At 69.5% G+C, this 19,106-nt stretch carries 22 protein-coding genes; 2 read left to right on the top strand and 20 right to left on the bottom strand.

Annotated elements, in window-relative coordinates; translation table 11 throughout:
* Nucleotides 1-3: 3 nt before the first annotated feature.
* Both KZC56_RS13320 and KZC56_RS13315 read right to left on the bottom strand, forming a co-directional pair.
* A complete protein-coding gene (locus KZC56_RS13320) occupies nucleotides 4-939 on the bottom strand; it encodes a tetratricopeptide repeat protein (RefSeq protein ID WP_247638748.1) in 936 nt (311 codons plus the stop codon).
* Nucleotides 936-2,897, bottom strand: a complete 1,962-nt coding sequence (locus tag KZC56_RS13315; protein ID WP_247638747.1) for a DUF8094 domain-containing protein — start codon at nucleotides 2,895-2,897, stop codon at nucleotides 936-938. The genes KZC56_RS13320 and KZC56_RS13315 overlap by 4 nt, the downstream gene beginning before the upstream one ends.
* A 177-nt stretch (nucleotides 2,898-3,074) precedes the next feature.
* On the opposite strand from KZC56_RS13315, the gene KZC56_RS13310 reads away from it, so the two are divergent.
* The gene (locus tag KZC56_RS13310) at nucleotides 3,075-4,136 is read left to right on the top strand and encodes an AI-2E family transporter (protein ID WP_247638746.1); all 1,062 of its coding nucleotides are present in this window, start codon (nucleotides 3,075-3,077) and stop codon (nucleotides 4,134-4,136) included.
* A gap of 27 nt (nucleotides 4,137-4,163) precedes the next feature.
* Here the strand turns inward: KZC56_RS13310 and KZC56_RS13305 are convergent, their stop codons facing one another.
* From KZC56_RS13305 to rpsB, 9 genes are all read right to left on the bottom strand, one after another.
* Nucleotides 4,164-4,886, bottom strand: coding sequence for an alpha/beta hydrolase (locus KZC56_RS13305; protein WP_247638745.1), 723 nt, complete (start codon nucleotides 4,884-4,886; stop codon nucleotides 4,164-4,166).
* Complete coding sequence (locus tag KZC56_RS13300) at nucleotides 4,883-5,170, bottom strand: Rv1322 family protein (RefSeq protein ID WP_136031821.1); 288 nt, start codon at nucleotides 5,168-5,170, stop codon at nucleotides 4,883-4,885. Before KZC56_RS13300 ends, KZC56_RS13305 begins: the two co-directional genes overlap by 4 nt.
* A 9-nt stretch (nucleotides 5,171-5,179) precedes the next feature.
* Entirely contained in the window at nucleotides 5,180-5,854 is a 675-nt protein-coding gene (locus KZC56_RS13295; RefSeq protein ID WP_136031819.1) for an aggregation-promoting factor C-terminal-like domain-containing protein, read from the bottom strand.
* A 65-nt stretch (nucleotides 5,855-5,919) separates the two neighbouring features.
* Complete coding sequence (locus KZC56_RS13290; RefSeq protein WP_136031817.1) at nucleotides 5,920-6,501, bottom strand: DivIVA domain-containing protein; 582 nt, start codon at nucleotides 6,499-6,501, stop codon at nucleotides 5,920-5,922.
* Nucleotides 6,501-7,643 carry a phosphatidate cytidylyltransferase gene (locus tag KZC56_RS13285; RefSeq protein ID WP_205814445.1) on the bottom strand — a complete coding sequence of 381 codons (1,143 nt, stop codon included), beginning with the start codon at nucleotides 7,641-7,643 and terminating at the stop codon, nucleotides 6,501-6,503. Before KZC56_RS13285 ends, KZC56_RS13290 begins: the two co-directional genes overlap by 1 nt.
* Nucleotides 7,644-7,649: 6 nt before the next feature.
* Nucleotides 7,650-8,204: a ribosome recycling factor gene (gene frr, locus KZC56_RS13280; protein ID WP_136031814.1), complete on the bottom strand. Its 555-nt coding sequence runs from the start codon at nucleotides 8,202-8,204 to the stop codon at nucleotides 7,650-7,652.
* Nucleotides 8,205-8,270: 66 nt separating this feature from the next.
* Nucleotides 8,271-8,987: a UMP kinase gene (gene pyrH, locus KZC56_RS13275; RefSeq protein ID WP_136031812.1), complete on the bottom strand. Its 717-nt coding sequence runs from the start codon at nucleotides 8,985-8,987 to the stop codon at nucleotides 8,271-8,273.
* Nucleotides 8,988-9,077: 90 nt separating this feature from the next.
* Nucleotides 9,078-9,905 (bottom strand): translation elongation factor Ts, encoded by an 828-nt coding sequence (tsf, locus tag KZC56_RS13270; RefSeq protein ID WP_136031810.1) that lies wholly within the window; start codon nucleotides 9,903-9,905, stop codon nucleotides 9,078-9,080.
* A gap of 43 nt (nucleotides 9,906-9,948) precedes the next feature.
* Nucleotides 9,949-10,890 carry a 30S ribosomal protein S2 gene (gene rpsB / locus KZC56_RS13265; RefSeq protein ID WP_136031920.1) on the bottom strand — a complete coding sequence of 314 codons (942 nt, stop codon included), beginning with the start codon at nucleotides 10,888-10,890 and terminating at the stop codon, nucleotides 9,949-9,951.
* Between the two features lie 304 nt (nucleotides 10,891-11,194).
* On the opposite strand from rpsB, the gene KZC56_RS13260 reads away from it, so the two are divergent.
* Complete coding sequence (locus KZC56_RS13260) at nucleotides 11,195-11,842, top strand: murein hydrolase activator EnvC family protein (RefSeq protein WP_247638744.1); 648 nt, start codon at nucleotides 11,195-11,197, stop codon at nucleotides 11,840-11,842.
* A gap of 95 nt (nucleotides 11,843-11,937) precedes the next feature.
* Here KZC56_RS13260 and KZC56_RS13255 read toward each other — a convergent pair whose 3' ends face one another.
* The 9 genes from KZC56_RS13255 to KZC56_RS13215 form a co-directional block, all read right to left on the bottom strand.
* A complete protein-coding gene (locus KZC56_RS13255; protein ID WP_247638743.1) occupies nucleotides 11,938-12,840 on the bottom strand; it encodes a tyrosine recombinase XerC in 903 nt (300 codons plus the stop codon).
* A gap of 76 nt (nucleotides 12,841-12,916) precedes the next feature.
* Nucleotides 12,917-14,095, bottom strand: a complete 1,179-nt coding sequence (dprA, locus tag KZC56_RS13250; protein ID WP_247638742.1) for a DNA-processing protein DprA — start codon at nucleotides 14,093-14,095, stop codon at nucleotides 12,917-12,919.
* On the bottom strand, nucleotides 14,092-15,621 hold the full coding sequence (locus KZC56_RS13245) for a YifB family Mg chelatase-like AAA ATPase (protein ID WP_247638741.1): 1,530 nt from the start codon (nucleotides 15,619-15,621) through the stop codon (nucleotides 14,092-14,094). The genes dprA and KZC56_RS13245 overlap by 4 nt, the downstream gene beginning before the upstream one ends.
* The gene (locus KZC56_RS13240; protein ID WP_247638740.1) at nucleotides 15,618-15,980 is read right to left on the bottom strand and encodes a YraN family protein; all 363 of its coding nucleotides are present in this window, start codon (nucleotides 15,978-15,980) and stop codon (nucleotides 15,618-15,620) included. Before KZC56_RS13240 ends, KZC56_RS13245 begins: the two co-directional genes overlap by 4 nt.
* Before the next feature lie 147 nt (nucleotides 15,981-16,127).
* The gene (locus KZC56_RS13235; RefSeq protein WP_017204525.1) at nucleotides 16,128-16,454 is read right to left on the bottom strand and encodes a DUF2469 family protein; all 327 of its coding nucleotides are present in this window, start codon (nucleotides 16,452-16,454) and stop codon (nucleotides 16,128-16,130) included.
* A gap of 53 nt (nucleotides 16,455-16,507) precedes the next feature.
* Nucleotides 16,508-17,167 carry a ribonuclease HII gene (rnhB, locus tag KZC56_RS13230; protein ID WP_136037023.1) on the bottom strand — a complete coding sequence of 220 codons (660 nt, stop codon included), beginning with the start codon at nucleotides 17,165-17,167 and terminating at the stop codon, nucleotides 16,508-16,510.
* Nucleotides 17,164-17,889, bottom strand: a complete 726-nt coding sequence (gene lepB, locus KZC56_RS13225; protein ID WP_247638739.1) for a signal peptidase I — start codon at nucleotides 17,887-17,889, stop codon at nucleotides 17,164-17,166. The genes rnhB and lepB overlap by 4 nt, the downstream gene beginning before the upstream one ends.
* Before the next feature lie 118 nt (nucleotides 17,890-18,007).
* Nucleotides 18,008-18,355 carry a 50S ribosomal protein L19 gene (gene rplS, locus KZC56_RS13220; RefSeq protein WP_136034604.1) on the bottom strand — a complete coding sequence of 116 codons (348 nt, stop codon included), beginning with the start codon at nucleotides 18,353-18,355 and terminating at the stop codon, nucleotides 18,008-18,010.
* 169 nt (nucleotides 18,356-18,524) lie between these two features.
* Nucleotides 18,525-19,013 (bottom strand): MFS transporter permease, encoded by a 489-nt coding sequence (locus KZC56_RS13215; protein WP_136034602.1) that lies wholly within the window; start codon nucleotides 19,011-19,013, stop codon nucleotides 18,525-18,527.
* Nucleotides 19,014-19,106: the final 93 nt, after the last annotated feature.

The raw sequence follows: 19,106 nt of genomic DNA, 5'->3' as shown, positions 1-19,106 counted from the left end.
GCCTCAGAACAGCAGCGAGGACAGCCGGTTGCGCGCCGCCACGACGCGCGGGTCGGCGGGGCCGATGAGGCCGAACAGCTCCACGAGCCGCTCGCGCACCGGCGCCCGCTGGTCCGACGGGAGCTGAGCGAACAAATCGAGGAGCCGCGCGAACGCGTCGTCCACGTGCCCTCCGGCGAGGTCGAGATCCGCCACGTCGAACTGCGCCTGCACGTCGAGCGGTCCGGCGGCGGCCGCGGCCCGCGCCTCCTGCAGATCGAGGCCCTGCACGCGGTGGAGCAGGCGCACCTGCCCGAGCCCGGCGATGGCGTCTTCATCGCGCGGGTTCTCGGCCAGCGCCTTCTCATATGCGCGGATGGCGGCGGCGTAGTCGCCCGCCTCGATCGCGGCGTACGCCTCGGCGTGGAGCGGGGGCAGCTCGGGCTCGACCGGCTCGGGCGCATCCGCTGCAACATCGCCCGAGATCGAGAGCGTCCCGGACACGCCGTTCTGCGCCGCTACCTGGAGCAGCTGGGCGAACACCTCGCGCACCTGCTGCTCCGGCACGGCACCCGTGAACATCGGCACCGGCTGCCCGGCGATCAGCGCGACCACCATCGGGATCGACTGCGCGCGGAAGCTCTGGGCGAGCTGCGGGTTCGCGTCCACGTCCACCTTCGCCAGCAGCACGCGACCGCCCAGCTCGCGGGTGACCTTCTCGATGATCGGGCTCAGCTGCTTGCACGGCCCGCACCACTCGGCCCACAGGTCGACCACGACCGGGACGGTGCGGGAGATCTCCAGGACCTCGCCGAAGGTCTCGTCCGTCGCATCGACGACCACATCGGTGATGCCCTGGCCCTGCGTCGCGGGGCCGCCCCCGGAGGACGGGGTGGGGCGGTTGCGGAGACTCGAGAGGTCGACGGCGCCACGCAGCGCCGCGGGAGAGATGTCGGTCACTTGATCACCTTCACGGAGAGCAGGTCCTGGGTGGAGGCCAGGAGCTTGATCGGCTCGCTCGAACCCTGCGAGGGGACGGCGAAGAACAACTGACTCAGGTACGTCGTCTCGACACCCGTCGACGACTCGGTCACGCCCGTGAGCGCCTTGGCCTGCTCGTTGTTGCCGAAACGGATGACGACGTCGGAGTTGACCGGGGTGATGGTCTCGACGTCGAGCACCGAGACGGCGACGATCGCGCCGCTGTCGAGGGTGGTCATGGAGACCGGCTCGGCGGTCGTGGGCGCCGCCTTGAACGCCGTCTTCGATGTCTCGGCGGCATTGGCATCCACGAGCCCCTGCACCACGGTCTGCCGCCCATCACGGATCGACTGGGCGACCGCCAGCGAGAGATCGTCGAACTGGCCGTAGTACTGGCTCTTCTCCACGTTGTCGACCACGTCGGAGAACGCCGTGGCCACCTGGTCGGGCGGCAGCGTCAGGAACGCGGAGTCGGCCGGCACCATGGAAGTGCCGAGCCAGCTCGCCGCGACCTCCGGGAACTGTGCGTCGGCGGCCATCTGGGCCAGGTTGGTCACCTTGTAGTTCGACCACGGGTCGTCCTGCGTCATCGTAAGCAGCACGGGCGGGACGGTGTCGTCATCGGCGCTCTGCGAGAGCATGAGCACGGTGCGCGGCCAGCGGTCCGTGGCCTCGGGCAGCACGACCCGCACGTCGTCGGTGGGGATGGCCACGGGAGGCGCGTCGTTGGTGACCTTCGCGCGGATGGCGTAGTCGGCGACGCGCTCCTCAAGCGCGGGGCCGACGAGGCGGGTGGCCGCGAGGTCGGCGTCGAGGGTGCTGTCGGCCTCGGCGACCGTGTCGGCCAGGCTCTTCAGGATGCGCTTCGCCTGGGCCTCGGTGACCGCCGGCGGCTTCTGGTTCTCGGGGGCGATCACGGTCGGCGACGGCGAGGGCGTGGCGGAGGCGTCGCCCAGCTGCGGCCAGGAGTCGGCCGAGCACCCGGCGGCCAGGAGCGCGGTGACCCCCAGGGCGGGCAGGACCAGCATCCGACGGCGGCGCGTCGCTCCGGCGGCGCGCAGGGAGGACTTCCCCTCCGGCTCTGTGCGAGGCGTCGGCTCGTCCTCCACCACCTCGGCGTCCTCGACACCGGGGTCGGACGTCGGCTTCGCGTCGGCCGCATCGAGAGCCGCGCGCTCGCCCGCGGGCAGTGCGGCGACCTCGATCGGCTCCGTCATCGGGAGCGGCCCGGGGCCTTTCCGGCGCGGCCCACGTCCGCGGCGCTGGTGGCGGATCGCGAGGATGTAGAGCACGAGGCCGATCACGAGCACGATCCCACCCGCGACCATCAACGGTCCGGCGAGCGGGGTGCTGTTGTCGAGGGGCCAGGACACCACGATGTCGTCCGGAGCGTCTTTCGTGCCGTCGTAGGCGATGAGCACGCTCGTGCCCTCCGGGAGCTGCATGTTGTCGGCCGTGAGCAGGTTCTCCTCGCTGAAGGAGTCCAGCCACAGGTCGGAGCCGACCGGGTCGCGACCTGCGGGCTCCTCGGTCTCGGCGTCGGTGGCCGGCGTCTCTTCGGGTGCCGGCGTCGCTCCCGCCTCGTCGCCGGGCTCCGTCGTCTCCTCCTCAGCAGGAGCCGAGACGTGCTCCACCACGAACTCACCGTCGTCACCGACCGAGACGTGGTTGTAGTCGGAGTCGGCCAGCCAGGCCTGCATGTCGGCGGTCCGGCCGTAGCTGGCGAAGATCTCGCCCTCGCCGCTCACCACGAGCTTCTGCGAGCCCGGGTTGGTCCGCAGCACGTCGCCGTCCATCAGCACGAACGGCGCGGGCTCCTCGATCGAGACGCGCTCCTGCTGGTTCGATGGGCCCATGAAGACGGTCCGCTGAGCGATACCCGCGCCGATCAGCACGGCAGCCAGCACGAAGGCCACCACGGCCCATACGAAACGCACGAATAGTCTCCTCACGCATCGCGAATACCCGCCCGCGACGCCACACTCGACATTTCAGACTAGCGAAGTCACCTGTGTGTTGCCCACGAGCAGTTCCCGTGGGCAACGGACGGCACGTCGTCGCGGCACCGTGCTCCGGGCTCGATAGCCTTGCTGCAGCCGTCTCGAGGAGCACCGATGAAGATCCACAATCCGTTCCGCACCGCCCTCGTGGCGACGCTCGGCGTGGGACTCGGGATCCTGCTGATCAGCAGCGTGCAGACCCTCTCGACCGTGCTGCTCTACATCGGGACGGCGCTCTTCCTGAGCCTGGGCCTCGATCCGCTCGTCTCGTTCCTCGAGCGACGGCGACTCCCCCGGTGGCTCGCCGTGCTCGTCACGATCCTCGCGGTCCTTGCGGTCTTCGTCGGGATCATCCTGATCGTGCTGCCGGTGCTCGTCGACCAGATCTCGCAGTTGATCGCGCAGATCACCACGATCGTCCAGCGCGGCACCGCGATCGACGACCTGAAGGACTGGATCCAGGAGACGTTCCCGAACCTTCTCGTCGACGACGTCTTCAACTACAGCGAGGACTGGCTGACCACGAACCTGGCGGAGATCGGGGGGTCGATCGGACAGGGAGTGCTGATCGCCAGCGGCGCCGTGCTGAGCGGCGTGTTCGGGGCCTTCATCGTGCTGATCCTCACGATCTACCTCACGGCGTCGACCCCGTCGCTCAAGCGGGCCGTGTACCAGCTGGTGCCGTCGTCGAAGCGCGACCGGTTCATCGACCTGTCCGAGCAGATCACCGATTCGGTCGGCTACTACGTCATGGGCCAGGTGTCCCAGGGCGTCATCAATGGCGTGCTCAGCGCGATCTACCTGACGATCATCGAGGCGCCGTTCCCCGCCGTCCTCGCAGTCATCGCGTTCTTCTTCTCCCTGATCCCGCTGGTGGGCACACTCACCGGTTCCACGATCATCGTGCTGGTCTGCCTGATCCCCGGGCTCGGCTCCCCCGCCACCGCGCTGGCCGCGGGGATCTACTACCTGATCTACATGCAGATCGAGGCGTACGTCATCTCCCCGCGCATCATGAGCCGCGCGGTCTCCGTCCCCGGCGCGGTCGTCGTCGTCGCCGCGCTCGCCGGCGGCAGCCTGCTGGGTCTGCTCGGGGCGCTCATCGCCATCCCCGTCGCGGCGAGCATCCTGATCATCTACCGCCAGGTGCTGATCCCGCGCATGAACGACCTCTGACGCGTCGTCCGACGCGCCGCGCGACGGTCAGGAGTCGTCGGACCAGTGCGTCGGCAGCGGGAGCGCCGACGGGTTCACGGCAGCGACCACCTCGGTGAGCACGCGCCGCGTCTGCGTCTCCCCCACCCAGAGGTGCTTGCCGCCCTCCACGGGGATCAGACGCGCGTGCGGGATCGAGGCGAAGCGCTTCTCGGCCTCGGCCGGCCGCAGATAGTCGTCGAACTCCGGAACCAGGACCACGACCTCACGATCGGCTTCCGCCCAGGCGGCGACCTCTTCGTCCGTCGCGCGGTGCAGCGGCGGCGACAGCAGGATGATGCCCTCGATCGCGTGGTCGCGGCCGTACTTGAGCGCCAGCTCCGTGCCGAACGACCAGCCCAGCAGCCAGGGGCGCGGCAGCGCGCGAGCGTGCACGAACTCCATGGCCGCGGCGACGTCGAACTGCTCCAGAGCCCCGCCGTCGAACGCACCATCGCTCGTGCCGCGCGGAGACGTGGTGCCACGGGTGTTGAAGCGCAGGACCGCGAGATCGGCGAGGGCGGGCAGACGAGCCGCCGCCTTCCGCAGGATGTGCGAGTCCATGAATCCGCCGGCCGTGGGAAGCGGATGCAGCGTGACGAGCGTCGCGACCGGCTCGCTCTCCGCGGGCAGGGCGAGCTCCCCGACCAGGGTCAGGCCGTCCGCCGTCGTCAGCTCGATGTCCTCGCGGCGCGCCGGCAACTGCAGCGGTCCCCGGATCTCGTTGGTCATGCGATCCTCCAACAGTGGTTGTGCCAGTGCCGGCGGTCGGCGAGGGCGGCAGCCTCCCCCAGAACCCCGTCCGCCCGCCAGGCGACGACGTGCGCGGTACCGGGCTCGATCACCCGTCCGCACCCCGGGCAGACGTACTCCTTCAGCGCCTGCACCGCGGAGACGGGCTGAACGGTCCACTCGACACCGCGACGGATCTCCGTGCGCTTCCACCCCGCCAGCAGGCGATCGAGCGACGCGTCGGGGTCAGGGCGCGCCGGAGGGCGTCGACGTGAGCGGGGCATGGTGCCTGCTCACCACCAGTGGTTGGTGGTCCAGAAGTTGTACGCGCCCGCCCAGCTGCCGTAGCGACCCGTGGCGTAGCCGGTGGCCCAGCGCAGGTTGTCGACCGGGTTGTAGCCGTTTCCGGGCACCTTGCTGCAGGGCAGCGCCTGCACGAGACCGCAGGCACCGGACGACTTGTTCGTCGCGTTGGGGTTCCAGCCGCTCTCGCGCGACACGATGTAGTCGACGTACTGCCAGTCGCTCTGAGCGATGCCCGCCGCAGCCATCCACTCGGCCGGCGCACCGCCACCGCTGTACGGCGGGAGCGATCCACCGCCGGAGGGCTTGCCCTTCGATCCGCTCGTCGCGGTCGGGGCGGGCGGCGGGGGCGGCGGCTTCGGCTTGACGTAGATCTCGAAGGTGCCACGGGCGAGCGGAGTGATCTCGGCGCCCTTCACCGTCACCGTCAGGTCCTGCGTGTCGGCGAGGGCAGCGGCGTAGACCGACTCCGGCGACTCCTGCGGCGCGGGCTCTGCGAGAGCGACGCCGGTCGGTGCGACCATCGCGGCGGCCAATCCGACGACAGCCAGCCCGCTGAAGGCACCGGCGACGCCACGACGTCGCGTCCACCGGCGGGCTCCTCGGGACACCGACGTCGCGGTCGCGGCAGGCACCGGCGACGCAGCGGTTCGATCGAGGTTCATGTCGTTTCGGGAGTACACGATGGGAGACAGTTTACGCACAGGAGCCTGGACAGGCCATCCACGACTCAGCGGACCGCCAGGATCACGTCGATCGTCGCGTCCAGGAGCGCGTCTACCTGCTCCTCCCGGTACCCCCCGCGCTGCATGCGGAACGCCGCGGATCGGAGCTGCTCCGCGGTCAGGGGGTCGCCGTCGCGCAGGTAGCGGACGATGCGCGACATCACATGATCGACCTCGTCGACGCGGTAGCCGAAGGTGAGGATGCCGGTCCGGCTGAAACGGTGGCGCGCCGGCCGCGCGAGGTGATCGAGGATGACCTGCGCGTCCGCCCTCGCCTGCTCGACCCAGGCACCCGCACCCAGCGATCGCACGGCGCGCTCCCGCTCGCGTGCAGCGAAGGCGTCCTCCACCCGTCCGAGTGCGGCGTCCACGTCAGCGACGACGTAACCCTCCTTGACGAGGGGGAACGAGGCCGTGCGGACGGCGTCCGCCGTGAGCTCGTCGCTCCCGGTCTCGAACGCGCGGCGCGCCGACGCGAGGAACGTGTCGACGGCTGCACGGTGATATCCGCGCGTGCGCCCCGACGTCACCGCGAACGCAGGGGGCGCCGAAGGCCGGGTCTTCTCGTCGGTCCGGTTGTCGGTCATCACAGCACCACCCAGGGAGAGAGGAGGAAGTAGAGGCACAACGCGGGGATCGTCGAGGGCAGGATGCTGTCGAGTCGATCCAGCAGGCCGCCGTGACCGGGCAGCCAGGAACTCATGTCCTTGATGCCGAGATCGCGTTTGAGCATGGACTCGCCGAGGTCACCCAGCGTCGCGGACAGCAGGATCGCTGCTCCGAAGATCAGCCCGCCCCACCAGGGCAGATCCAGCAGAAGGATCGCGAGGAGCACACCGGCGACGAGCGACGCCACGACAGCACCGCCGAAGCCCTCCCAGGTCTTCTTGGGACTGATCCGCGGTGCCATCGGATGGCGTCCGAACGCGAGACCGGCCGCATAGGCACCGGTATCAGCGGCGACGGCGATGGCGATGAAGCTCAGGACCCACCACTGCCCGCCCTCCTGCTCGAGCAGGATCAGCGCCACTCCCGCCAGGAACGGGACGTACACCTGCACGAAACCGCCGATGACCGCATCGGTGAGCACGTCGCCGTAGGTGCGCCCGTCCTTGGCGATCATCTGGGCCACCAGGCGCCAGACGATGACGAACGCCACCGACACGAACAGCATGACCCACGACAGCCACGGCGCCGCGAAGTAGGCGCCGAGGACGAGGAACGTCGCAGCGATCAGCTGCGGCACGACGTCCACACGGCGTCCTGCCGCCCGCAGCGCGCGGGACAGCTCGTACACACCGAGCAGCGCGGCGGCGAGGGCGAACGGCACGAACAGCGCCTTGATGAAGAGAAGCGAGGCGAGCAGGGCACCGCCGAACGCGAGCCCGATCAGGATCGCCAGCATGAGGTCGCGCCCCGTCCGCTGCTTGATCCGCTCGTTCGCCTGATCGAACTGATCCCGTGCGTGCGACACGTGCGTGCCGAACTCGTCGCGGGCGGCGCGCCACTGCTCGCGGATCGCGTTGTGATCGGCCGTGTCGAGGCGTCGCGCCGGACCGGCCGGCGTCTCGGGCTCGGGAAGCGGCGGGCGGGGCGGCACCGCGGCGACGTCGAACCCCGGGAACGCTGCATCGGCGAGCGGGGCGCCGGCCTCGGACACGCCATCGTCACGCGCATCGCGGCGCGTGAGCGGCTTGCCCTCCTCGGCGTCTCGCGTTTCGTCGGTCATGCGGGCTTACACCTCGAGGAGTTCGGCCTCTTTGCGCTTGAGCGCGTCGTCGATCAGATCGACGTGCTGACGCGTCAGCGCGTCCAGCTCCTTCTCGCCGCGGGCGATCTCGTCTTCACCGAGCTCGCTCTTCAGCGCATCGAGCTCGTCCTTCGCCTTGCGACGGATGCCACGCACGTGCACCTTCGCGTCCTCGGCCTTGGACTTCACGAGCTTGACGTACTCCTTGCGACGCTCAGCCGTGAGCTCCGGCATCGTGACGCGCACGAGGTTGCCGTCGTTGGTGGGGTTCGCACCGAGGTTCGGCATCTCGCGGATGGCCTGCTCGATCGCCTTCAGCGCCGACTTGTCGTACGGAGTGATGATGAGCGTGCGCGCCTCCTGGTTCGCCAGGGAGGCCAGCTGCGCGAGCGGCGTCGGGGTGCCGTAGTAGTCCACGAGCACCTTCTGGAAGAGCTGGGGGTTGGCGCGGCCCGTGCGCACCGTGGAGAAGTCCTCCTTGGCAGCCTCGACGGCGCGAGACATGCGGGTAGTGGTTTCAGCGAGGACATCCGCGATCACGGTGACTCCTATCGTCGGGGTGTTCAGAAATTCTATCGGTCGGGCGTGCTCGAACCGCGCAGGCCGTCAGGCGGTGACGAGCGTGCCGATCGTCTCGCCCAGAAGCGCGCGGGTGACGTTCCCGGCCGGCTCCATCCCGAAGACGCGCATGTCCATGTTGTTGTCCATGCACAGGCTGAAGGCGGTGGAGTCGACGACCTTGAGGCCCTGCTGCAGCGCGTCGCGGTACGTCACGCGTTCGATGCGCTCGGCGTCGGCGTGCTTGTTCGGGTCGGCGGTGTAGATGGCATCGACGCCGTTCTTGGCGACGAGCACCTCCTGCGCACCGATCTCCAGGGCGCGCTGCGCCGCGACGGTGTCGGTCGAGAAGTACGGCAGTCCGGCACCCGCGCCGAAGATCACGACGCGCCCCTTCTCCATGTGTCGCTCCGCCCGCCGCGGGATGTACGGCTCGGCGACCTGCGTCATCGCGATCGCCGACTGGACGCGGGTCGCCGCCCCCGCCTGCTCGAGGAAGTCCTGCAGCGCGAGAGCGTTCATCACGGTGCCGAGCATGCCCATGTAGTCCGCGCGGCCGCGGTCCATGCCGCGCTGACTCAGTTCGGCGCCGCGGAAGAAGTTGCCACCGCCGACGACCACGGCGACCTCGACCCGATCCACCGCCGCCGCGATCTCCCGCGCCATCTGGCTGACGACGTCCGGGTTCACCCCCAACTGCCCCGCTCCGAAGGCCTCTCCGGAGAGCTTGAGCAGGACGCGGCGGCGTCCGGTGCGTTCAGTCATGGGTGGTGTCCTCTCGTCCCGATTCAAGATAGTGCCTCGTGGGCATGAAGAAGGGGTTCGGATCATGCGATCCGAACCCCTTCGACGGTGTTACGCGCCGACCTTGAAGCGCGCGAAGTCCGTCACGGTGATACCGGCGTCCTTCGCCACCTGGGCGACGGAGAGCTTGTTGTCCTTCGCGTAGTCCTGCTCGAGCAGGGCGACCTGCTTGATGAACGCGGCGACACGGCCCTCGACGATCTTCGGCAGGGCGGCCTCGGGCTTGCCCTCGTTGCGGGAGATCTCGGTGACGATCTCACGCTCCTTCTCGACCGCGTCCGCCGGCACGTCCTCGCGGGACAGGTACGACGGGTTCGCGAACGAGATGTGCTGAGCGATGCTGCGCGCGGTCTCGGCGTCGTCACCCGAGTAGGCGACGACGACGCCGATCTGCGGCGGCAGGTCCTTGCTGGTGCGGTGCAGGTAGACCTCGACCTTGTCGCCGGAGATCGTGCGCACGCGACGCAGCTCGACCTTCTCGCCGATGATCGCCGCCTCCTCCGAGATGACCTGCTCGACGCTCTTGTCGCCGGCCTGGGCGGCCAGCGCGGCCTCGACCGAGTCCGCCTTGACCGCGGCCGCGGCGTCGGCGACCTTGTCGGCCAGCGCGATGAATCGGTCGTTCTTCGCGACGAAGTCGGTCTCGCAGGCGAGCTCGATCAGGGTCACGGCGCCGTCCTGCTCGCGAGCGACGACGAGGCCCTCGCTCGTGGAACGGTCAGCGCGCTTGGCGTTGCCCTTCGCACCCTTGAGACGCAGGATCTCGGTGGCCTTCTCGACGTCGCCGTCGGCCTCCTCGAGCGCCTTCTTGGTGTCGACCATTCCGGTGCCGAGCTGCTCGCGCAGCGCCTTGAGGTCCGCGATGGTGAAGTTGGCCATGTGTGGTGGCTCCTTGCTTCGTGATGTGGGTGTGAACGAGGGGTTACTTGTTGTCTGCGGCCTCGGCGGCGGCGACCTCAGCGGTCTCCTCACCGGAAGCGGCGGCGATCGCCTCGTCGTGCGCCTCGGCACCGGCCTTGTCGGCGGCGGTCTCGTCGGCAGCGGGCGTCTCGACGACAGCGGCCTCATCGGCGGCGGTGACCACCTCAGCGGCGTCGGCCGACTCCTCGACCGGAGCCTCGAGCAGCTCCTTCTCCCACTCGGCGAGCGGCTCGGCGTCACCCGACTCGGGGTTGTGCTTCTGCTGCAGGCCCTCGGCCGCGGCGTCAGCGATGATGCGGGTCAGCAGCGAGACGGAGCGGATCGCGTCGTCGTTGCCGGGGATCGGGTACTGGAAGTCGTCCGGGTCCGCGTTGGTGTCGAGGATGCCGATCACCGGGATGCCGAGCTTCTTGGCCTCGTCGATCGCGAGGTGCTCGCGCTTGGCGTCGACGACCCACAGGGCCGACGGCGTCTTGGTGAGGTTGCGGATGCCGCCGAGCGACTTGTGCAGCTTGTCGAGCTCGCGCTTCTTGAGCAGCAGCTCCTTCTTGGTGAAGCCCGAAGCGGCCGGGTTCTCGTAGTCGAGCTCCTCGAGCTCCTTCATGCGGGCGAGACGCTTCGCGATCGTGGAGAAGTTGGTGAGGAGTCCACCCAGCCAGCGCTGGTTCACGAACGGCTGGCCGACGCGCGTGGCCTGCTCCGCGAGGATCTCCTGCGCCTGCTTCTTGGTGCCGACGAAGAGGATGGTGCCGCCGTGCGCGACGGTCTCCTTGACGAAGTCGTACGCCTTGTCGATGTAGCCGAGCGACTGCTGGAGGTCGATGATGTGGATGCCGCTGCGCTCCGTGAGGATGAAGCGCTTCACCTTCGGGTTCCACCGACGGGTCTGGTGTCCGAAGTGCACGCCGCTGTCGAGCAGCTGGCGGATGGTGACCACAGCCATGGTCGTCTCCTGGTTCTGGCGCTCGAAGGCGCCGTTGAGGTTGTTCACGCCGACCGGATGATCGGACGCCCTGGTGCCCGGCTCACGCCCACCTGCGGGAAGCAGGACCTGCGGGAGTGGATGCCACGAGAGAATCGCTGTGGGCACGCGTAGTCACCCCGAGATCGAGGTGCTCGTCCAGCATACAGGATCACGGTGCGGCGCTCGCACTGCACAGCCTGGAGCTCGCGCGACTTGTTCCCGGCCGCCGAACCAGCGACTCGCCCGCCCGCCATGCGTCCGCCGCTCCCCTCAGACTCGCCGCATGACCTCAGAACACCGATCGGTCGTCCTCGCTCTCGGGCTGGTCGCAGCCGTGCTCTCGGGCACCCTGAGCGGCGCGGCGGCCACGACCGCTCCCGTCGCGGGCTCGGGCCCGGAGCTGACGAACGTCGCGGCGGTTGATCGCGCGCCGACCGGTCTCTCCCTCGGGGTGTCGCGCGTACGGATGGCGGGTTCGAGCACCGGGAGGCCGCGCGACCGCACGCGCGAACCCGCCGGCGACTGGCACTGGCCCGTGGAGGGCGCGCGCTCCGTCGTGGTCCGCTTCCGTGCTCCGACGCAGCCGTACGGCCCGGGTCATCGCGGTGTGGACATCGCTGCGCCCGTCGGCGCCGCGGTGATGGCTCCGGCGGACGGTGTCGTGGCCTTCCGAGGTGTCGTCGTCGATCGGCCTCTTCTGACCATCACTCACGCCGGCGGTCTGGTCACGACGTTCGAGCCGGTGGACTCTTCACTCTCGCCGGGCGAACGTGTGACACGTGGACAGCAGGTCGGCACGGTCGCGCGGGGCGGACACGCGGCCGATGGCACCGTCCATCTCGGCGTGCGGCTGCAAGGCCTGTACGTCGATCCACTGACGCTGTTCGGAGAGGTGCGACGCGCGGTGCTCCTCCCCTGCTGTCGCGAGTGATCCGGCGAGTCCGACGACCGGCAGCCTCCTCGCGTGCCCGTCGCACCCCCGGGGTGCTGCAACAGGGGTGCGGGACGTGAGCGGCTCGGGCGCCGTCAGGCGCGGGGATGAGCGAGACGATAGGTCGCCGTGAGGCGCTCCGCGGAGACATGCGTGTAGATCTGGGTCGTGCCCAGGCTGGCGTGGCCGAGGATCTCCTGCACGGCACGCAGATCCGCGCCTCCGTCGAGGAGGTGGGTCGCCGCGCTGTGTCGCAGCGCATGCGGGCCGATCGTCTCCGCCCCCACGACCGGCGCCAGCGCTCGGGCCACCAGGGCGTACACGGCTCGCGGTCCCATGCGTCCCCCTCGCGCTCCGAGGAAGACTGCCGTTCCGGGGGACATGGCGCGGGCGAGCAGCGTGGGCCTGGCACGGGTGAGGTACGCACCTGTGGCCACGACCGCCGGAGCCCCGAAGGGCACGACCCGCTCCTTCGCGCCCTTGCCGAGGACGCGGACGGTCCCGCGCTCGAGGTCGACATCGTCGACGTCGAGGCCGCACAACTCGGAGACGCGGATGCCTGCCCCATACAGGAGCTCCAGGATCGCGTGATCTCGCAGTGCCACCGGGTCTCCCTCGCTCGCGGCCGCGCGGTGCGCGTCGAGCAACTGGGTCATCGCGTCCTTCGACGCCACGGTCGGCAGCGTCTTCGCTCGTTTGGGGGCCACGAGGCGGATGCTCGGGTCGGTCGCGATCAGCTCGCGTTCGCGCGCCCAGGCGAAGAAGGATCGTGCGGCGGCCGCGCGTCGTGCCAGGGTGGAGCGGGCGTCGCCACGCTGGGTCGCGTGCCAGAGCCATTCCCGAAGATCTTCCAGGTCCACGCTGGCCACCGGCCCGATGCCCACCGTGGACCCGAGGTCTCGCAGGTCTGCACCGTAGGCGCGCACGGTCGCGGGCGAGAGCCGGCGCACCTTCTCCAGGTGGTCGGTGAACGCCTCCACCGCGACTGCGTAATCCACGTCTCCAGCTTGCCCGGATCGTCGGCGAGTTCGTCGCGCCCCGCCGCACCGCGACGTTCGGCGGTACACGGGCAACTCAGCGGCGGCGCCACCCCCGCTCGTCTCGGCGCACGGTGCCCTCCAGATCGAGAAGCCCGAGGATCGCGCGCGCTCGCCCTGCCTCGACCCCCGCTCGTTCCGCGATGTCGGCGATCGTCAGGGAGACCGCCGTGCTCATCGCTGCCTCGACACGACTCCGATCGGGGCCGAGGGAGGAGACGCCAGGAGGCGCCCCCACCGACTCCCCCATGAGCTCTCTGACCTCCGCGGCCGACGTCACGCAGGTCGCATCGTACTCCCGCAGGAGCCGATGGCACCCGGCCGATGATGCGGACGTCACGGGTCCCGGCACCGCGCCGAGGGGCCGTCCGAGAGTCGCGGCATGGCCCGCGGTGTTCAGGGAGCCGCTTCGCCACCCCGCCTCGACGACGACCGTCGCATGCCCCAGCGCCGCGATGAGTCTGTTTCGAGCGAGGAACCGCCACTTGGTAGGAGCGGCCCCGCACGGGGGCTCGCTCACCACGGCACCGCGCTCCGCGATGCGCGTCAACAGGTCGTGATGACCGGCGGGGTAAAGACGGTCCACGCCGCCGGCGAGCACCGCGACCGTCTCCCCTCCCACCCCGAGAGCAGCGCGGTGTGCCGCTCCGTCGATGCCATACGCACCACCCGACACGATCACCGCGCCGGTCGTCGCCAGGTCTCCCGCCAGCTCCGACGCCACGCGGTCGCCGTACCCGGTCGCAGCCCGCGCGCCGACGACGGCGACCAGGGGCTGCGCAACCAGGAGCTCGCAGCGCCCGCGCACCCCGAGAGCCGCGGGTGCCTGTGTGCCGAGATCGGACAGACGGACCGGCCAGCAGGCGTCACCGGGCACGACGAGGTGAGCCCCGACCGATTCCGCCGCGCGGAACGCACGACACACCGCTGCTGGTGACGCGCGGGGTGCCCAGCGCCTCCGTGCCTCAGCGAGCGCGCGTACAGCTCCGGCACGGCGCACTTCGGGTTTCGTGCGCGCACTCGCGTCGAAGGCGTAGCGGAGCCCACCCACCGCTCCGAACTCCTGCGTCAAGACTCCGGCGACGGCATCTCCGGGTTCGGCGATGACGCTCCAGGCCGCGCGGGCGACGACGTCCGCAAGTCCTTCGGATTGGCCTCCTCGAATCCGACGGGCGACCGCGCACGTGCTCTCGTCGGCGAGCAGAGCGTCGATCATGCCGCCACCCCTCGACGTAGGTGCAAGGCGCGACCGATCTCCTCTTCGCCGGGCCGCTCCCGGCCGGCGAGGTCCGCCATCGTCCACGCAACCCTGAGCACACGGTCGTAACCGCGGAGCGTGAGCGCACCGCGCTCGAGGGCACGATCGAGGATCATCCGCTCGGTCTTCTCCACATGGAACGGGGCCCGTCGGAGGACGGGACCCGGCACCTCGGCGTTCTTCTGCCAGGGTGTCCCACGCCAGCGATGCGCCGCGCGCTCCCGTGCTGCCTGCACGCGCTCACGCGCGAACGCCGTCGTCACCCGGGCACGCTCGTGGGAGATGGCTTTCGACGCGGCAACACGGGTGAGCCCGAGATCGATGTCGACTCGGTCACGCAAAGGGCCGGATATCCGAGCGGCATACCGTCGGACGGCGCTCGGCGGACAGGTGCATTCCGCGTTCCGCACACCGAAGTTGCCGCAGGGACACGGGTTCGTGGCGAGCAGGAGTTGGAAGCGGGCAGGGAAACGCGCGGTGAAGCCGGATCGGTGCACGTCCACCACCCCCGATTCCAACGGCTGGCGAAGCGCGTCGAGCGCGACGCGGGAGAACTCCGCCGCCTCGTCGAGGAACAGCACCCCGCGATGCGCACGAGCCACGGCTCCCGGCCTCGCAGAGCGCGATCCTCCGCCGATCAACGCCACGGTGGAAGCCGTATGGTGGGGCGCCTCCAGCGGCGGTCGACGGTCCAGAGCGGTGACGGACTCGCCGCTCAGCGACCGGATCGATGCGACCTCCAGCGCCTCTCGCTCATCGAGCAGCGGCAGGATCCCCGGCAGACGTGCGGCGAGCATGGACTTCCCCGCGCCAGGAGGACCGCTGAGGAGCAGATGATGGCCGCCCGCGGCGGCTGCGATGAGGGCCTCGACCGCCTCGTCCTGTCCGATGACGTCTGCGAGGTCGTGCTCATCCTCGCGCCGGGAGACGGGGGCCGGAAGCAGGACCGGCTCGACGTCGTCCACGTCCACGGCGGCGCCATGCCAGACGGCGACCTCGGCCAGCGACGCCGCGGACCGCACTTCCACACCGGGAACCAACCGCGCCTCCGGCTCGTTGCCGCGCGGCACCACGACCTGGGTGAACCCCGCCCGCACGGCGGCGAAGACCGCCGGGAGGACGCCGGGCACCGGGCGGATCCTCCCGTCGAGCCCGAGTTCGCCGAGATGTACCGTCCGTCGAACCGTTCGCTGGTTCAGAGTGCCGCCCGTGGCGAGGCTGGCGATCGCGATGGCGAGGTCGAAGGCCGAGCCGTGCTTCGGGAGACTGGCCGGCGACAGGTTGACGGTGAGACGGCGCCGTGGGAGATCCAGCCCGGAGTTCTGACAGGCGTTGTGGACCCGCTGTACGGCCTCGCCGAGCGACTTGTCCGGAAGCCCGATGATGCGGAACTCGGGCGTCTGATTGGACAGATCGGCCTCCACCTCGACGAGGTGTCCGACAGCACCGTTGAGGGCGACGGACCAGGTGCGCGCGGTGGTCACGCGACGTCCTCGAGATGGTCGACGACGCCCTGCGCGGCGTCCGGACCGGTGATCCCGATCGCCTCGAGCCGCACCGCCAGGCCCGTCGCCGCATCCACGTGCGCGGCTCGCCAGGCGTACGCGAGCTGCCAGAGACGACGGCGTTTCCGTGCATCGATCGCCTCGAGCGGATGCCCGAATGCGGCGCTCCGCCGTGTCTTCACCTCGACGATCGCGAGCCATCCGTCCCGCTGGGCGACGATGTCGATCTCGCCCTGCGCACACCGCCAGTTCCGGTCGAGGATGGTGTACCCGCGGTATCGGAGGTACTCCGCCGCACGTTGTTCGCCCGCTCGTCCGAGCTCGTCTTTCGCTGCCATGCGGAGAGGATCCCGCACTCCCGCCCTGCGCCGTGGGGCTGTCGGGCTTTGCGAGGGACGCCGCGGAGAAGACCCTCGTTCCTGCGGTCGGTGCAGAACGGGAGTCGCAGCCGACCGGCGGGTCGGGACCTCTCCGACGGCGTCAGGTCACTCGCCGTCGAGGGACAGCTCCTGCGGGAGCTCGAACTCGCGTCGCTGCAGTTCCTCGACGTTGACGTCCTTGAAGGTGAGGACCCGCACGGCCTTCACGAAGCGGTCCGCGCGATAGATGTCCCAGACCCAGACATCGCTCATGGAGATCTCGAAGTAGAAGTCGTGCTCGGTGTCGCGTCGCACGACGTTGACCTCGTTGGCGAGGTAGAAGCGCCGCTCGGTCTCGACCACGTACTGGAACTGCGAGACGACGTCACGGTACTCACGGAACAGCGCCAGCTCGAGCTCGCGGTCGTAGTCGTCGAAGGCTTCCTCATCCATGATGACTCCATCCTATGGCGGCGGACCGCACGGAGCGGTATCCGCGGGCGCCCTCAGAAGAGCGTCGGGGCATCGGCGATCGCCCAGGACGACCGGTGGAACGGTGACAGGCCCAGAGCGCGGATGGCGTCCCGATGCTCGGGGCTCGCGTAGCCCTTGTTCCGATCCCACTGATAGCCGCTATGACCCTCGTGCAGCTCGGCCATGTGCCCGTCGCGTGCGACCTTGGCGATCACAGAGGCGGCCGACACGGAGGCGCAGTCGCGGTCGGCCTTGACCACCGGCCGCACACGGAGGGGGACGGGATGGACGCGGGACACGTAGTCGTGATTCCCATCGAGCAGCACCAGCGCATTCTCGAGGGCGGCCCCCTGGTCCACCACGGCCTGAACGGCCCGCGACGCGGCGAGACCGAGCGCCCGCATGATCCCCACCTCGTCGACCTCCCTCGCCGTCGCCCAGCCGACGGCGGAGGCCTGGACCCACGCCGCGGCGCGCGCAGCCACCTCAGGGCGCCGTCGTTCCGTGACGAGTTTCGAGTCGCGCAGGCCCTCGGGAACCCGCCGGCGCGCTCCCTTGGCGTCCATCACGGCGGCCCCCACGGCGACCGGCCCCGCGAGGGCACCGCGACCGACCTCGTCGAGCGCGATGATCAGCTCGCATTCGCCGAGGAGCCGTCGCTCGAGCGTCAGACGGGGCGCGACGACGGTCATTCCGACTCCGGTACCCCGTTGAAGATCTCGTGATGCCCGTCGATCGTGCCGAACCGATCGAGCGGCCAGGTCGTCAGGAACGCCTTGCCGACGATGTTGCCGACGGGCACGAAGCCGCCGCTCGGGAGATCCTGGTGGGCGCGCGCGTCTCGCGAGCGATCGCGGTTGTCGCCCAGGAGCCACACCGAGTCCTCAGGCACGACCACGTCGAACGGCTCGTTGGAGGCGGCGGTGTCGCCCTGCGGGAGGTTGAGGTATCCGAGCTCGTCGATCGGTGCACCATTGATCGTGATCTGCCCCAGCGCGTTGCAGCACACCACGTGGTCGCCCGCGACCCCGATCACGCGCTTGACGAGATGGTCCTGCGAGTCCGTCGCCGAGATACCCACGAAGTTCAGCATCCAATCCACGGCCTGGATCAGAGGCGGCTGCGCCGGTGTCTGCACTTGACCGTCGAGCCATCCCCCGGGGTCCTTGAACACGACCACGTCGCCCCGCTCGTAGCCGGTCCAGCGCGGTGTCAGCTCGTCGACGAGGATCCGGTCGTTGATGAGCAGCGTCCGCTCCATCGAGGCCGAGGGGATGTAGAACGAGCGGACGACGAACGTCTTGATGACGAACGACACCAGCGCCGCGATCAGGACGATCACCAGCACATCACGGAGGAAGACCAGGAACCCGCGGCGCCTTCTCGTCGGACGTGCGGACGGAGAGTCAGTCATCTGGTTCCTTCTCGAGTGGAGCACCGTTGGCACACGGCAGTAACAAGGGTCGCACACCCCGCGCACGACAAAGCACCCCGGGACATCGTGTCCCGGGGTGCTGTGAGGAAGCTGCGACTCAGTTGTCGCGCTTCTCCTTGATCTTCGCCTTCTTGCCACGCAGCTCGCGCAGGTAGTAGAGCTTCGCACGACGAACGTCACCGCGCGTGACGACCTCGATGTGGTCGATCACCGGGGAGTGCACGGGGAAGGTGCGCTCCACGCCCACCTGGAAGCTGATCTTGCGGACCGTGAAGGTCTCGCGCACGCTGTCGCCCTGGCGGCCGATGACGACGCCCTGGAAGACCTGGATACGGGAGCGGTTGCCCTCGGTGATGTTGACGTGCACCTTGACGGTGTCACCGGGGAAGAACTCGGGGATGTCGGAACGGAGCGAAGCCGCGTCGACGGCGTCGAGGATCTGCATGATCGTCTCTCTCTGCACTCGCCACAGGTCGGATGCATGATGATGGAAGGAACAAGAACGGGTGTGTGCTGAACGGCGCTGACGCGTCCGCGGGCTCCCCTGAGGCAGAGCCGGTCACGGCACAAGAATCCATTCTGCCACGGATGGCAGATGCGACCAAAACGGTCACTCAGTCCCGGGGATCACTCTCGCGCACGACGATGATCTCATGGGGCTCCGCGCGCACGGTCGGCTCGTCCGCGGCGGGGATCGTGGACCACGTGATGGTCTCTCTGATGCGCGCCCCACTGCCACGGGCCTCGTTCCACAGCTGCCACAGCTGCAGCCAGACGAGCGCGATCCCGACGACGATCGCCGCCGCGAGCAACCAGCCGAACGCGCCGTCGATGAAGAACCCGACCGCGATGGTGAGGCCGTGCCACAGCGCGAAGCCGGCGACATCCCACCAGGACACGGCACGCTCAGCGCGGACCGACGGCCGCGAACGCGTGAGCAGTGTGAGCAGGAGCTGCCCGATGAAGACGGACGGCATCGCGATGAGCAACACCCACAGGATGGCCCAGCCGCCCTGGAACACGCCCCAGCCGACGAGGAGCCACAGCGGGAGCACGAAGGCAGACGGCAGGAGCCACCGGAAGAACGCCTGACGCAACCACATGCTCCGATGCTACGTCGATCGCCCCTCGTCGGGTCAGCGTGTTCGCTCTGAGCGCTCGGCTCCCCTGGGCGCTTCGATCAGGGAGAATGGAGG

Origin of the sequence: Microbacterium sufflavum (assembly GCF_023091155.1) — a bacterium.
GTDB classification, from domain to species: Bacteria; Actinomycetota; Actinomycetes; order Actinomycetales; family Microbacteriaceae; genus Microbacterium; species Microbacterium sufflavum.
The sequence above is the reverse complement of the archived record's forward strand: the minus strand, read 5'-3'. Positions and strand labels throughout refer to the sequence as shown.